Raw genomic sequence first — 13,204 nt, 5'->3', positions numbered from 1 at the left:
CTCGAGCGGCTGTGCAGGTGCGCGGTACGCACCGGACGTCTCCGGCCGCAGCTGGCTGGGGACGCCCGGCGCGGCCCGACGCGTGTCAGCGGCCGAGCTGACCGTGCGGGATCGTGATTTCCTCGGTCTGTTCGGCGGGCAGGCGGTTTCCGTCCCACGCCCTCGTGGGAGCGGCCTCGGGGGCCACCGGCAGGTGGGCCGGCTGCGTTTCCAGCCCGAAATCCTGCTCCGGCCAGGCGTGTTCTTCGGGCATCGCTCCTGGGGCGTCTGCGGTGCGCATCGTGCCGTCGGTTGCCGAATGCTGTGCAGCGTGCCCCGAACCGGGCAGTGCGGCGTCAGTTGCGGGTTCCCGGGTAGACGTGGGTTCCTGGATGGAACCGTCGGGTTCGGTGAGGTGTTGCAATACCCAGTCCCGCGCGAGCGCAGCGGGGGACGTGCCCTGCTTGGCGGCGAGCTCCTTGAGGCGCTCGTTCGCGAGCAGCGGCAGGCGCAGCTGGTAAACCTGCGAGTTCCCGAACCTGCGCCCGGAGCCGGTGCTCTCCACGTCTTCTTCGGGTGTCAGCGCCGCGAGGTACGAATCCAGCTCCTGGTCGGCTTCAGCCACCTGTTCTTCCGGCCAGTCCGTGTCCTTCTGCCGGCGGTTGCTCTTCGTGCGTCCGAGTGCCACGCCGCACACGATAACGGTTCGATTGCAGCAGACGAGCCGCTGTGCGGCGAGTCACCCCGCGGTGGCGCGGGGCGACTGCGTATCCAGGGAAGAAGCATTGGATTCGGCGGCCAGCGGAATGGTGGGTTCCACGCCGTGGGCGTGTTTCGGGGCGGCTCGTGGGACGAGGGGTGGAGTGAGCGCGATGGATGGGCGGGAAGGTCTTGCGCGCTGCGGACGACGTGGTCGCGTGCCCTTCCTCACCGTGACTCACGCGGCGAACTCGCCGCGGTTCTGCTTCGATGGGATTTCGCGGCGCTGGTGGCGTGTCTGCCCAGGAGATCCAGTGGAGTCCCCTCGGGAGGATTGAGCAAGATCCATTCTGGACGCACGGAGCCGCTTGATTACTTTCTGTTTATCGCAAATCACTCTCTGGGGGGCTGCGGGGGTGCGCAACCTGTGGATAACCTGCGGCCGAAACCCGAGCCGGGGAGGCATCATGTACGGGTCGCTCGACGTTCGGAAATTCTTGTTGCAGCAGGACGAGAGCCTCTCACGGCCGTCCGCGGTGCCCGGTCCGCGCGAGGGGGAGTCCTCGCGGATTTCGCAGGAGAAGATCCACCGTGCGCGCGTTGCCGTGGCGCGGGGCGCGCACGACGCCGAGGACTGCCGAATGCTGTTGGACATGCTCGGTCTCGTGCCGGACGAGGACGACGTTCCGCCAGCTGCGCGCTGAGCCGGTGGCGTCGCGGTCTCGTCGACGGGGGCGTGCCGCGGGCGGTATCAGCGGTGCGCACGCAGGGTTGGGTGGCGAAACGCGGGGCCGGCGCGCACGAGCGCACCGGTTGTGCGAGCACAATGTTGGCGCGGTAACTTCGTGTGACGTAGTTGATCACTCTTTCGTGGATCACGCCGTCCATGAACGGGAACTCGCACGGGAGCCGCGCATGCCCCAGCAGCGTCGTGCTCGGGTGACGCGAGGTGCCATCCTCCTGGCGGCCGCCGAGGAGTTCGAACGCATCGGCTACTCCGGGGCCACGCTCGGGGCGGTGCTGCGGCGCAGCGGTGTGACGAAGGGTGCTTTTTACTTCCACTTCGATTCGAAGGCAGCCGTAGCTGAAGCGCTGGTCAGCGAGTACGAGGACACCTGCGCTCGACTGTGGAGGTATTGGGACGCACGACGTGTCGATGCGCTCTCGACGGCCGTGGGGCTCACCAGGGATGCGGCGGAGGCGCTCGAGCGTGATGTGCGGTTGTGCGCGGGGCTGTACCTGGCCTGCGTGTGCGGTGTCGCTCCTGATCGACCCGCCGCCTCGGAGGGGGCGGCACGGCTCCCGCTCGTCTCGGCGGCGGGAAGCAGCGTGGTCCTGCGCTTGCTGTGCCGGTCTGCGGAGCGGGGCCAGCTGCGCGCGGAGGTGGACCTGGCCGTGGTGGCGCGCATCGTGCACGATGTGCTTCTCGGTCTCTGGCTCGACGGGGCGCCACGCGAGGGGTGTGCCGAGCGCGTGACGGCGACTTGGCGCGCGCTCTTGCGCGGGGTGGCCGTTCCCGGCGCATGTGAGCAGCTGTGCGGCTAGCTGTGCTGCTCGGGTGGGGCGTGGAACATCCTGAGAAGGGGGAGCCTCGTGGATCAGCGCCTCGCTGGAGTGTTCCGCGTGAGGGCTCGTGAGCCAGCGTGAGTCAGCGTGAGTCAGCGTGAGCCAGCGTGGGTCAGCGTGAGTCAGCGTGGGGGCGAACGTGCAGGACACGGGGCCCCGCGAAAGATGTCTCGCGGATAAGGGGACCCCCTGTGCGTGTCCGCCTGCGGGATGTCGTAAGCTTTTATTGCTCCCAACGGAAGGCAGCCCGAGCGGGAAGCCGGTTGGAGGCAAGGTCGAAAGGCCAAGCCCCCATCGTCTAGTGGCCTAGGACGCCGCCCTTTCAAGGCGGTAACGCGGGTTCGAATCCCGTTGGGGGTACGATATAACTGAAGAGCACGACACATGGCCCAGTAGCGCAGTAGGTTAGCGCGCCGCCCTGTCACGGCGGAGGTCGCGGGTTCGAGTCCCGTCTGGGTCGCCATAGTGGGCGGTGCGCCCGCCCCGCACGGCCAGGTAGCTCAGTTGGTACGAGCGTCCGCCTGAAAAGCGGAAGGTCGGCGGTTCGACCCCGCCCCTGGCCACACCTGTAAGCTGCGAAAACGTCCCCTGCGAAGAGCCGCGGGGGACGTTTCTTCCTGTTCGGGGCTCAGTTTGGGGTCCAGAAGTACTGATTCAGACGTTGAGCGACGTCTTGGCGGACTCCCACGCTGCTGCTGCGGCGGACGGCCGTCTTCCGCTGTTGCCCCGGGGCGGCCTGTGCTCATTGTCCGCCCGAAGTCGGGGTGCGGTGCTGGTTCTGCAGGGTGCGGCGGAATTCCGGAGCGGGTAGCGCGTGGGAGAACAGCCAGCCCTGGTACGCCGCGATGCCGAGGGGTTCGAGCAGGCGGAGCTGGGCGGTGGTCTCGACGCCTTCGGCGAGGCAGCGGTGTCCGGTGGCTCTGCACAGGTCCACGATCGCCCGGGTGATGGCGCAGGCTGTGGTGTCGTTGTCGGTGTCCGGGATGAAGGAGCGGTCGAGTTTGATGATCTGCGCGGGGAGGTCCTGCAGACGGGCCAGCGAGGAGTAGCCGGTGCCGAAGTCGTCGATGGCGAAGCGCACCCCTGTCTCGGACAGGGCGGTCATCGCCCGCAGTTGCCAGGGGTGCAGATTGAGCACGGCGGTTTCGGTGATTTCGAGGATCACCCGGTGCGGATCGATGCCGGACTCGGTGATGAGGCTGGCGATGTCATCGAGCAGGCTGGGGTCGCTGCTGGGTAGTTCGGAGAGGTTGACCGCGATGTCGATCGGGCCGTGATCGGGGGCGGGCCAGTGGGCTGCCTCGTCCAAGGCGGTGCGCAGCACCCACCGCTCGAGTTCTCCGAGCAGGTTGCCGTGTTCGGCCACGGGCAGCAACAAGGCGGGCGAGAGCATACCGCGAGTCGGGTGCTCCCAGCGCAGCAGCGCTTCAGCGCCGAGCGTGCTGCCGTCGCCGGCGACGATGGCTTGGTAGTGCAGACTCAGCTGCTCGTGGGCCAAGGCGTGTCGGAGCTGGTCTTCCAGTTCCAGTTGATCATCAGCAGCCGTGATCAGTTCGGTGTTGGCCAGTGCGGTGTGGCCGGGCCCGCGTTGTTTCGCCTCGAACATCGCGGCGTCGGCGAAGCGGATGAGGTCGTTGAGGCTGCGAGCGGCGCCGTCGGTGGCGGCCGCGCCGACCGAGCCTGAGATCCGCACGAACTGCCCGCGGACCGGAACGGTGGCCCGCAGGGAGTCGGAGACTTGAGCGGCGAAGGTCTCCAGGCCGCCGAGGGAATCCACGTCGGGGCAGGTGATGAGGAATTCGTCCCCGGAGAAGCGGGCCAAGTGGCAGCTCGGCGGCAGCGTGCTGTGAAGCAGGTTGGCCACGGCGGTCAACAGCTCGTCGCCGGCGGGGTGGCCCCGAGATTCGTTCACGCGTTTGAAGTTGTCGACATCGCAGAACAACACGGCGAACCCGCTCGGCAGCTCCTGCTCGGCGCCGTCCGCGAGCGTTTCCTGCAGGCCTTGCCGATTGAGCAACCCCGTCAGCTCGTCGTGGGTCGCCTGGTGCTGCAACTGCTGGATGTGCTGGTGATGAGGGGTGATGTCGTAGGCGACCACCAGCCACAGACGCGTGTCGTCCTCCTGCGCGGAGGGCGCTGAGTGCACCTCGCAGAGCGTGGGGTGTCCGTCGGAGTGGGCGAGCATCCGTTGCTGTCCGTTCGGCACGTCCGGTCCGGCCAGCGCCCCGGCTCCGTCGGCGTGGCTGAGGAGCTCACGGGCGTTTCGCCCCACCAGGTCGTTCTGGTCGTAGTCCAACAGATCGGACAGGGCCTCGTTGGCGTCGAGCACCTGGCCGGATTCGTCCAGGATGCCGAGCGGGAGCGGCACGAGATCGAACAAGCCGGGCACCAACCGCGGTGAGCGCGGCGGATCGGCCAACCGGATCGCCTCGTCGAGAGCTTCGAGCTGGCCGCGCAGCTCTGCCCGATCGTGCTCGTGGGGCTGCGCAGGGGTCAGTCGCTCGCGCAGGCTGACCAGGGCATCGCGGTGCAGCAGATGAGAGGACTGGCTCATCACGAGCCCTCCCGCGGTGCCGGGGCCCCGGACGACAGCAGCGCGGTGCGGGCGGTCTCGAGAGTGGGATAGCACGGCAGGGTTCGCTCCAGTCCGCCGACCGCCAGGGCCCGGTCCACGACCCGGGTGGAGTTGACGATGCCCAGGTCCATCCCGCGGTGGTCGGTGTAGGAGTGCACGGCGGCCAGCAGTTCGAGCCCGGCCACGCCGAGGAAGGCTACTTCGCGCAGGTCGATCACGAACCCGGCCAGCGTGGAGTGCAGGCGGGGCCACAACGACGCAGCCAACGACGGCGTCGTGGCCGCATCGAGGTCTCCGGCCACGTGCACGATGGCCAGCCGCGGCGTCGGGTAGGTCACCCGCAGCTTCCACGTGCCGGCGACAGCTGGTTCCGGGTGTGCAGTGCTGCCGCTGGTTGTGCTCGAGCAGGTTTGCCGGGTCAGCTCGGGGGAATGCATCAGAAAGCCTCCTCCGTCCCGGAGCGAGCGCCGCGATGGACCAGCTCACAACAGCAGCGGGAGGCTCTGCACGCCTTCTCCTCGCGGTTTGGCGGGGAAAAGGGGAGAGCAGGCAGGAGTTGTCCCGCTGTGGACAACAGCACGGCGGCTTCCTACTAAACCAACCAACACCCAACTTACGGAGGTGAAGACTGGTCTGTCTAACGGAACTGGTGTGGTTGCCTGCATTAAGTAGTCAGTCCGGGCGGGCAGGCAGGGATCTGCCATCGCAAGAAGGCGCCCCCGCGCTCAACCGGCCTGGGGGGCACCGGGAGTGCGGGGGCACCGAAGGTCCACCCCTGGGGGTCAGGTGGACACTCGCAATACTACTCCGCAGTAGGTCATCTGTCTTCTTCCGGGTGACATTTCGAAGGTCAGACATCTCACGCTGCAGGTGGTTGCCGCGCTCGGGTGGCGGAGCCAGCACTGCACGTCCCTCTCCCACGGGGCCGGTGCCGGTGAGCACGGGGAGCACCGGGCGGGCTGGCCTCGTTGCTGGCCGGCGACGAGGCGGTCCTGCCCGCCGGCGCGGCCCCTCGTCGCGTCGGCGGGCACCCCCTCGTTACCCGATGGCGCCGGGCGAGCGACACCGAGTCGGATGCCGGACCGGAACACCCGGTCCCGGGCGGATCAGGCGCGGATGCCCGCCGGGACGTCTGGGGCGGTTCGATGGTGCCGCGACGCGCGGCAGTCCACCGGCTGGATCCGCCATGAGGTCCGCGGTCGAGTGACCGCCTCCCCCGTCGTTCACCCCGACGGATCCCGGAGCGGTCCACCGGAGGGACGTTCCGGTCGGGAAAGGACGGCCCGGGGGAGGGGGCGGTTCGCTGGGAGAAGCAGTCCGGCTGGGAGCGGAAAGCGGCACACGAGGTGCTGTGCACCGTTCCGGGGTTATCGGACCCCGCTCTCCTGTGGTTTCGGTGCGGCACGCGACAGCCCGAGTGCCGGACCGGCAAGGCGAGCGCGTCGGCGCGCCGCGCAGCAACAGGAATCGCGCGATATGACCCGTTCGGAGGGTAATGCTCCAAGATCGAATCCAACCGCGCCTCCCATCCCTCTAAGAAGACGATGAATGCCGACTGGGGAGTGGAGGTGTCCCATGGCCGAGACGGCTCGGTCGCCGAGGAACGCGTGCACCGGCAGCCACACGAAAACTGGGGTCGACCAGCGCACTGGGGTTGATCCGCGCACTGGGGTGGACCAGCGAGCTGGGGCCGATCCGCGAGCGGGGATGCACGCGGTAACCGGGGGAGGCAACGATGCCGGGGACGGTGAGCATGCCGGTGCCGCACGTGCGGCAGGGTGCGCGGCCGAGTGCACTGAGGACAGTGGCGCTCTCGTTCGTCGAGCCGTGCGCGGCGATGAGGATGCGTGGCGTCGGCTCGTGAATCGGCACGGGCCCGCCGTGTGGAACCTGGTCCGGACGCGGACCGACAGCCGTGCCGATGCCGAGGACGTGTACCAGGCGACGTGGTTGCTGCTCGCGGAGAACCTGGAGCGGTTGCGGGATCCTGATGCCGTTCTCGCGTGGTTGGTGACCACGGCTCGTCGGGAGTCCGGGCGGGCGCGACGCAGCCGGCGGCACGAATCGCCTGTCGGGCACTTCGGTGTGGACTTCGATCGGGCGCAGTCCGAGGACCCGCAGCAGGCGCTGCTGCGCAAGCTCGCGAATTCGCGGCTGGGCGCGGCTTTCGCGCGCCTGCAACCGGGGTGCCAGCGCCTGCTCCGCGTGCTCGCGGTGACTCCGGAAGCGAGTTATGCGCAGATCAGCGACTCGCTCGGGATTCCGCACGGGACGATCGGCCCGAAGAAGTCGCGGTGTCTGACCTACTTGCGCCAGCAGCTCACGCTCGTGGAACAGCAGACCGGGGAGGCGGCATGAAAGACACGACTTCTCGGCGCGGGCACGAGGGCGAGGATCCCACCGCGGGGTCGGAGCAGCTGCGCAAACCGCCGGAGCTGCGCGAACTGGGGGAACTGCTCGACGCCTGCGATCCAGTTCCCCCGGAAGCGCTGCACACTGCTTACGCCGCGGTGCGGCGGCGGTGGAGCGAGCGGGCGCGCACGCTTTCGCTCGTCGGTGATGCGGTGCGGACCTCCTCGGTGCGCTCGGGTGGCAGCGCTCGTGTGCTGACGTTCCGGATGGCGACGCACGTGCTCGAAATGGACGTCTGCCAGACGTGTCCGGATTGGTGTTCGGTCAGCGGCAGTGCCCTGCTCGCGGACGGTGTGGACGCTCCGGATGGTGACGTGGTGCTGCGGCACGCCGCGGGTGACAGCGCTGCGGAGCTGGACGAGTTCGGCGGCTTCCACCTCTCGGCGGTGGCGCGCGGGCCGCTGAGCGTGGTGTTCCGTCCGGAGGGGGAGTTGCCCGCGGTCGCGGATTGGCTGGTCTGTTGAGCGCGCCGGCAGCAGTGACGTCCGGAAGAGCTCCTCAGCGCGGCACCTCCGGCCGGTGGGAGCACGTCACCGTTGACCTCCGCCGGAGCGCTGGGTGGACGCGCACGTGGCCGGTGGATCCCACCGCGGACGTCGTCTCGCGCCTGCACGCGCACCACGTGGCGGCGCTGTACTTCGTGGAGTTCGGAGATCACCGCGCGGCCCGGTGCCACGTGCAGGCCGGACTGGTCCTGGCCCGTCGGGCGCGGTCACCGGTGGGTGAGGCGCGGCTGCGGTTGGCGCTGGCCTGGATCGACACCGATGCGGGATGCCCGCGGCGGGCGTGGGCGGAATTGCTGCGGGCGGAACCCGTGCTCGCCGGGCACGATGCCGGGAGGGCGGCATGTGTGCGGGGGCTGCTGTGGTCCTGCGAAGGGCAGCACTGCCGGGCCGCTGAAGCGCTGTCGACAGCGCTGGCTCTGCTGGATCAGGACGACCAGCGCTGGATGGCGCGGGCCTTGTCGCAGCGCGGCACGGAACAGCTCCGCATCGGACGGTTTCGGGCTGCCGAGGCGGATTTCTCCGCGGCGGAGCGGTTGTTCGCGTCCGACGGGCAGCGCGGGAACGCGGCCGAGTGCCGGCACCGGCAGGGGTGCGCGGCCTACCGCGCGGGCGAGTTGCCGCGGGCACTGCGGTTGTTCGACGAAGCCGTGGACGCGGGGCTCGACGTGGAGTCCGCGCCGGATTTCCGCGTGGATCGGGCGTTGGCGCAGGCGGCTGCCGGTTTGCTTGCGCACGCGCATCGTTCGGTGGCCGACGTGGCGGCCCAGATGGCTGCGTGCGCGTGCGGGACGCGCCTGGCGCGGACGCGGTTGAAGTTGGCCGAACTCGCCTTCCTCGACGGTGATGCGGCGTGCGCGGAGCGGGAGGCCCTGCGCGCCCGGCGGCTCTTCAGCGCCGAACGACGGCTCGAATGGGAGCGGTTGGCCGCGGCGGTGGCGTGGGATGCGCGCCTGCGCTCGGGCCGTCGCTCGTGGGGCTCGATCGTGCTCGCACAGCGGGCCGCCCGGGCTTGTGCCCGCGCGGGCTGGGAGCGGACGGCGGCCTGCGTCCGGTTGAGCGCTGGTCGTGCGGCCCTGCGCGCCGGCTGGTGCGGGCGGGCACGCGCCTTGCTGGAGCAGGCGGCCAGGTTGCGCGCACTCCGGGAGGCCACCGTTCGGGAACGGGCGCAGGGCTGGCTGGCCGTGGCGCTGGCGGCGGAGCTGGACGGGGAGGTGCACGCGGTGCTGGACGCCTGCCGTGCAGGTTTGCAGGAGGTGGAGCGGCATCTCGCAGGGATCGCCGCGTTCGAACTGCGCGTGCGCGAGTGGTCGGCGGGGGCCGAGCTCGCCGATGTCGCGATGCGCGCGGTGCTGGCCATCGGTGACCCCCGCTCGATGCTGCGCTGGACCGAGCTGTTGCGTGCCGGTGCTCTGCATCGGCAGCCCTCGTCAACTGCGGCGGAGGGCGGATCAACTGCGGCGGACCGCGGGCTGGCCGAGGCGTTGACGCAGCTGCGCGCGGTTTCCTCAGCGGCGGAGCGCACCGGTGGGCGAGGTGCTGTCACGGCGGGGCGGCCGGCGCCGGCGATCGCGGAACTGGAGCAGCGAGTGCGGCACCGGGCGGTGCTCCTCCCCGGCGAGACGCGATCCTGGCCGACCGTGCCGGGCCTTGCCGATGTGCGCTCCCAGCTCGGCAGAACCGCGCTGCTGGCCCTGTTCGAGCACGGTGAGACCCTGTTCGCGGTGTCCGTTGTGGACGGAAGGTTCACCGCGCACGTCCTGGGGCCCCGGGCCGAGGTGCAGAAGCTCGCGGGTCGATTGCGGTACGCGCTGGCGCGGCGCGCCTACGGGGCGAGCTCGGCGGCCGACGCCGCGCACGCTGCGCAGGCGCGCCACTGCGCGCAGCGGTTGCACGACGTCCTGCTCGGGCCCCTGGAGGCCGAGCTGGGCGGCGACCGCCCGTTGCTGGTGCTGCCGGCGGGGAACCTGCACGTGTTGCCGTGGGCCGCGCTGCCCGGTTGCCGAGGACGTCGAGTCACCGTCACACCGTCGTTGCGGTGCTGGTTGCGGGCAGCGAGCCGGCCCGCGCCCGCGGGCCGGCCGGGCGGTTCCGCGCAACACGGGCCGGTGTGGCTCGCAGGCCCCGGGCTGGAGCACGCGGAGGAGGAGGTGCGAGCGTTGCACGCCGCCGGCGGCGGGCGGTTGCTCCTCGGGGAGCAGGCGACCGTGGACGCGGCACTGCACGAACTCGACGGTGCCGGGGTGGCGCACATCGCCGCGCACGGTACGTTCCGCGAGGACCGGCCGTTGTTGTCCCAACTGCGGCTGGCGGACGGTCCGCTGTACGGCTACGACCTGGATCGGTTGTCCCACGGGCCGGAGACCGTGGTGCTCGCGGCCTGCGAGGTGGGCAATGCCGTTGTCGGCCCCGGTGAGCAGATCAGCGGAGTCACCGCGACGCTGCTCAGCAAGGGCACGCGCACCGTGGTGGCCAGTGTGCTGCCGGTACCCGATGAGCGGGCCGCGCGGGTGATGACTTCCTTGCACGAGGGGATGCGGCGCGGTCTCGCTGCCGAGTCGGCTTTGGCCGAGGCGCAGGCGCGGTGGCGGGAGCCGGGTTTCGTCTGCTTCGGCTACGGCCGGTGACGCGGACGAGCCGACCGGTCCCGCCGCGCGGCGGGACCGGTCGGCGCCTCAAACGAGTTTGCGCAGGCGGCGGAGGCCTTCGTCGAGGACGTCGTCCTGTTTGCAGAAGGCGAACCGGACCAGGTGCCGGGTGCTGTCGGGGTCGTCGCAGAAGACCTGCACGGGAATCGCCGCGACACCCACCCGTTCGGGCAGGCCGCGGCAGAACTCGGCACCATCGGTGAAGCCGAGCGGGCGAACGTCGGTGCAGACGAAGTACGTTCCTTCGCTGCGCAGCACGTCGAAGCCGGCGTCGGCGAGTCCCGCGGCCAGGCGGTCGCGCTTGCCCTGCAGGCTCTCGCGCAGCTGCCGCACCCATTCCTGCTCGGCGCGCAGCGCGTGCGCGACGGCCGGTTGGAACGGGGCGCCGCCGACGAAGGTGAGGAACTGCTTGGCTGCGCGGACGGCCGCGATGAGTTCGGCGGGACCGCAGGCCCAGCCGATCTTCCACCCGGTGGCGTTGAACGTCTTGCCGGCGCTGGACAGCGACACCGTCCGTTCGGCCATGCCGGGCAGCGTGGCCAGGGGGACGTGCGAGCGCTCGTCGTAGACGAGGTGTTCGTAAACCTCGTCGGTGATCGCGATGAGGTCGTTGTTCCGGCAGACCTCGGCGATCGCGGTGAGCTCCTCGCGGGTGAACACGGTGCCGGTCGGGTTGTGCGGCGAGTTGAGGATCAGCGCGCGCGTGCGCGGCCCCACGGCGGCGCGCAGCGCATCGGTGTCGAGCGCGAAGCGGCCCTCCGCCGTGGGACGTAGCGGGACGGTGCACCGCTGCGCACCGGCGAGTGCGACCGCGGCCGGGTACGAGTCGTAGTACGGCTCGAAGATCACGACCTCTTCGCCCGGTTCGACGAGGGCCTGCACCGTGGCGCTGAGCGCTTCGGTCGCACCGACCGTGATCAGCACTTCCGCGTCCGGGTCGTGCTCGAGGCCGTAACGTCGGCGGCGGTGTTCGGTGACGGCGGCGCGCAGCTCGGGCTCACCGGCTCCGGGCGGGTACTGGTTCACGCCGTTGGCGATGGCGTCGCGTGCCGCCTCGAGCATGCCGGCGGGTCCGTCGGTGTCGGGAAAGCCCTGACCGAGGTTGACCGCTTCGGTGCGCCGGGCCAGTTCGGTGATCTCCGCGAAGATCGTGGAGGTGAACGGGCGCAGCCGGGAAGTGAGAGCTGGTGTACGCACGTCGCTCGAGCCTAGTGCACGCTCGGGCCGGTGCAGTAGGTCCTGGCGTGCCCGTCCGCTTGGTGGGAAGCGATCGTGCCGGCTCAGCAGGCCGATCGCAGCTGGTGGGACCGGTTGCTGCGGCTGGCTGGAAGCGCTGCTGGTCGGGAGGCACTGCTGAGCTGCAAGCGCGGCGGGGCTGCAAGCGCGGCGGGGCTGGGCGATACGGAGGGGGTGGAAGAATCGAACCGTGCAGTCTTTGACGCGAGCGGAGCAGGACAAGCGGCGTGGCCTGTGGCGGATGAAGGGCGTGGCCACCGGCCTGTTGGTGCTGGCCGCGGTGATCTACCTCCTCGCGCGGTGGCAGGAGCACGCGGGCGCGGGGGCGTGGGCGGGTTACGTCCGCGCGGCGGCGGAGGCGGGCATGGTCGGTGCGCTCGCCGACTGGTTCGCGGTGACCGCCTTGTTCCGGCACCCGTTGGGGTTGCCGATCCCGCACACCGCGATCATCCCGACGCGCAAGGACGCGTTGGGGCGCAGTCTCGGCGACTTCGTGGGGACGAACTTCCTGTCCGAGGACGTCGTGCGGGACAAGCTGGGGCGCGCCGGGCTCGGCAGGCGGGCCGGGCGGTGGCTGCAGTCCGAGGAGCACGCGGAGCGGGTGACTTCGGAGCTGGCCGCGGCGCTGCGGGGCGCGGTGCGGGTGCTGCGCGACGAGGAGGTGCAGGCCTTCCTCGAGCACAACGTGGTTCGCCGGGCCGTGGACCAGCCGTGGTCGCCGACGTTGGGGCGGATCCTCGGCCAGGTGTTCGCCGACGGTGCTCACCACAAGCTCGTCGATCTCGTCTGCGACCGGGCTTACGACTGGGTTCGGGACAACCACGAGACGGTGCTGCGGGTGGTCAGCGAGCGATCTCCGTCCTGGTCGCCGCGGTTTTTCGATTCGGTGGTCGCGGACAAGGTGTACGCGGAGGTGCTGTCGTTCGCCTGGGCCGTCAAAACGGACCCGGACCACCGCATGCGGCACGCCGTGGACGACTTCCTGGTGCAGTTCGCCGGGGATCTGCAGCACGATCCGCGCACGATGGCCAAGGCCGAGCAGATCAAGCACCAGATCGTCGAACATCCGGAGGTGCGCGATCTGGTCGGTGCCGTGTGGTCCACGGCCAAGCGGATGCTGCTGGAGGCCGCGGAAAACCCCGACAGCGAATTGCGCCGGCGGGTCCGCGAGGAACTGCGTGCTTGGGGGCACCGGTTGGACGAGGAACCGGCGATGCGGGAGAAGGTGGACGGCTGGGTGGAAAGCGCCGCGGTGTACGCGGTGCGCAACTACCGCGCGGAGCTGACCACGCTGATCACCGACACGGTGGACCGGTGGAACGGTCGGGAGACCGCGCGCAAGGTGGAGCTGCAGGTGGGACGCGATCTGCAGTTCATCCGCATCAACGGCACGGTCGTGGGGTCGCTGGCCGGGCTGACCATCCATGCGGTCTCGGGGTTGTTGCTGGGGTGATCCCCCACCACCGGCAGGCCCCGCTCACTGGCGGGCCCGCTTCCGAACCGGAAAGCTCGCCGGCGAGGTGCATCGCCGCCGACGCACGGGGATTCCCGCGGACGTGTGCCGCACGATGACCGGGCGGCGTGCC

10 protein-coding genes and 3 tRNA genes are annotated in these 13,204 nt (G+C 70.2%); 9 read left to right on the top strand and 4 right to left on the bottom strand.

Annotation, left to right across the window (positions count from 1 at the left end):
• Window positions 1-85: 85 nt before the first annotated feature.
• Window positions 86-667: a hypothetical protein gene (locus ACVGV2_RS19345; protein WP_459163762.1), complete on the bottom strand. Its 582-nt coding sequence runs from the start codon at window positions 665-667 to the stop codon at window positions 86-88.
• Window positions 668-1,145: 478 nt separating this feature from the next.
• Here ACVGV2_RS19345 and ACVGV2_RS19340 point away from each other — a divergent pair, with 478 nt between their 5' ends.
• The 5 genes from ACVGV2_RS19340 to ACVGV2_RS19320 all read left to right on the top strand — a co-directional run bounded on the left by ACVGV2_RS19340 (window position 1,146) and on the right by ACVGV2_RS19320 (window position 2,807).
• Window positions 1,146-1,382, top strand: a complete 237-nt coding sequence (locus ACVGV2_RS19340; RefSeq protein ID WP_459163761.1) for a hypothetical protein — start codon at window positions 1,146-1,148, stop codon at window positions 1,380-1,382.
• A 211-nt stretch (window positions 1,383-1,593) separates the two neighbouring features.
• Complete coding sequence (locus ACVGV2_RS19335; protein ID WP_459163760.1) at window positions 1,594-2,223, top strand: TetR family transcriptional regulator; 630 nt, start codon at window positions 1,594-1,596, stop codon at window positions 2,221-2,223.
• 308 nt (window positions 2,224-2,531) lie between these two features.
• Window positions 2,532-2,604, top strand: a tRNA-Glu gene (locus tag ACVGV2_RS19330).
• Between the two features lie 26 nt (window positions 2,605-2,630).
• Window positions 2,631-2,707: transfer RNA gene (locus tag ACVGV2_RS19325), tRNA-Asp, on the top strand.
• A 26-nt stretch (window positions 2,708-2,733) separates the two neighbouring features.
• A tRNA-Phe gene (locus ACVGV2_RS19320) sits at window positions 2,734-2,807 on the top strand.
• Window positions 2,808-2,986: 179 nt separating this feature from the next.
• Here the strand turns inward: ACVGV2_RS19320 and ACVGV2_RS19315 are convergent.
• Both ACVGV2_RS19315 and ACVGV2_RS19310 read right to left on the bottom strand, forming a co-directional pair.
• A complete protein-coding gene (locus ACVGV2_RS19315; protein ID WP_459163759.1) occupies window positions 2,987-4,798 on the bottom strand; it encodes a putative bifunctional diguanylate cyclase/phosphodiesterase in 1,812 nt (603 codons plus the stop codon).
• Window positions 4,798-5,256, bottom strand: a complete 459-nt coding sequence (locus tag ACVGV2_RS19310; RefSeq protein WP_459163758.1) for an STAS domain-containing protein — start codon at window positions 5,254-5,256, stop codon at window positions 4,798-4,800. Before ACVGV2_RS19310 ends, ACVGV2_RS19315 begins: the two co-directional genes overlap by 1 nt.
• A gap of 1,390 nt (window positions 5,257-6,646) precedes the next feature.
• Between ACVGV2_RS19310 and ACVGV2_RS19305 the strand changes: the two genes are divergently transcribed.
• The 3 genes from ACVGV2_RS19305 to ACVGV2_RS19295 all read left to right on the top strand — a co-directional run bounded on the left by ACVGV2_RS19305 (window position 6,647) and on the right by ACVGV2_RS19295 (window position 10,361).
• Window positions 6,647-7,177 (top strand): RNA polymerase sigma factor, encoded by a 531-nt coding sequence (locus ACVGV2_RS19305; protein WP_459163757.1) that lies wholly within the window; start codon window positions 6,647-6,649, stop codon window positions 7,175-7,177.
• Complete coding sequence (locus tag ACVGV2_RS19300; RefSeq protein WP_459163756.1) at window positions 7,174-7,695, top strand: hypothetical protein; 522 nt, start codon at window positions 7,174-7,176, stop codon at window positions 7,693-7,695. The genes ACVGV2_RS19305 and ACVGV2_RS19300 overlap by 4 nt, the downstream gene beginning before the upstream one ends.
• A 113-nt stretch (window positions 7,696-7,808) precedes the next feature.
• Window positions 7,809-10,361 (top strand): CHAT domain-containing protein, encoded by a 2,553-nt coding sequence (locus ACVGV2_RS19295; RefSeq protein ID WP_459163755.1) that lies wholly within the window; start codon window positions 7,809-7,811, stop codon window positions 10,359-10,361.
• 48 nt (window positions 10,362-10,409) lie between these two features.
• Here the strand turns inward: ACVGV2_RS19295 and ACVGV2_RS19290 are convergent, their stop codons facing one another.
• The gene (locus tag ACVGV2_RS19290) at window positions 10,410-11,579 is read right to left on the bottom strand and encodes a pyridoxal phosphate-dependent aminotransferase (RefSeq protein ID WP_459163754.1); all 1,170 of its coding nucleotides are present in this window, start codon (window positions 11,577-11,579) and stop codon (window positions 10,410-10,412) included.
• A 280-nt stretch (window positions 11,580-11,859) separates the two neighbouring features.
• On the opposite strand from ACVGV2_RS19290, the gene ACVGV2_RS19285 reads away from it, so the two are divergent.
• Complete coding sequence (locus tag ACVGV2_RS19285; protein ID WP_459166060.1) at window positions 11,860-13,071, top strand: DUF445 domain-containing protein; 1,212 nt, start codon at window positions 11,860-11,862, stop codon at window positions 13,069-13,071.
• Window positions 13,072-13,204: the final 133 nt, after the last annotated feature.

This window comes from Bounagaea algeriensis, from assembly GCF_054491375.1.
This window is presented reverse-complemented; position numbering and strand designations above follow the sequence as displayed.

Bases quoted from the DNA above. Each gene is read 5' to 3' on its own strand.
- ACVGV2_RS19340 (WP_459163761.1), top strand. From the start codon at position 1,146: ATGTACGGGTCGCTCGACGTTCGGAAATTCTTGTTGCAGCAGGACGAG.
- ACVGV2_RS19335 (WP_459163760.1), top strand. From the start codon at position 1,594: ATGCCCCAGCAGCGTCGTGCTCGGGTGACGCGAGGTGCCATCCTCCTG.
- ACVGV2_RS19315 (WP_459163759.1), bottom strand. From the start codon at position 4,798: ATGAGCCAGTCCTCTCATCTGCTGCACCGCGATGCCCTGGTCAGCCTG.
- ACVGV2_RS19310 (WP_459163758.1), bottom strand. From the start codon at position 5,256: ATGCATTCCCCCGAGCTGACCCGGCAAACCTGCTCGAGCACAACCAGC.
- ACVGV2_RS19300 (WP_459163756.1), top strand. From the start codon at position 7,174: ATGAAAGACACGACTTCTCGGCGCGGGCACGAGGGCGAGGATCCCACC.
- ACVGV2_RS19285 (WP_459166060.1), top strand. From the start codon at position 11,860: ATGAAGGGCGTGGCCACCGGCCTGTTGGTGCTGGCCGCGGTGATCTAC.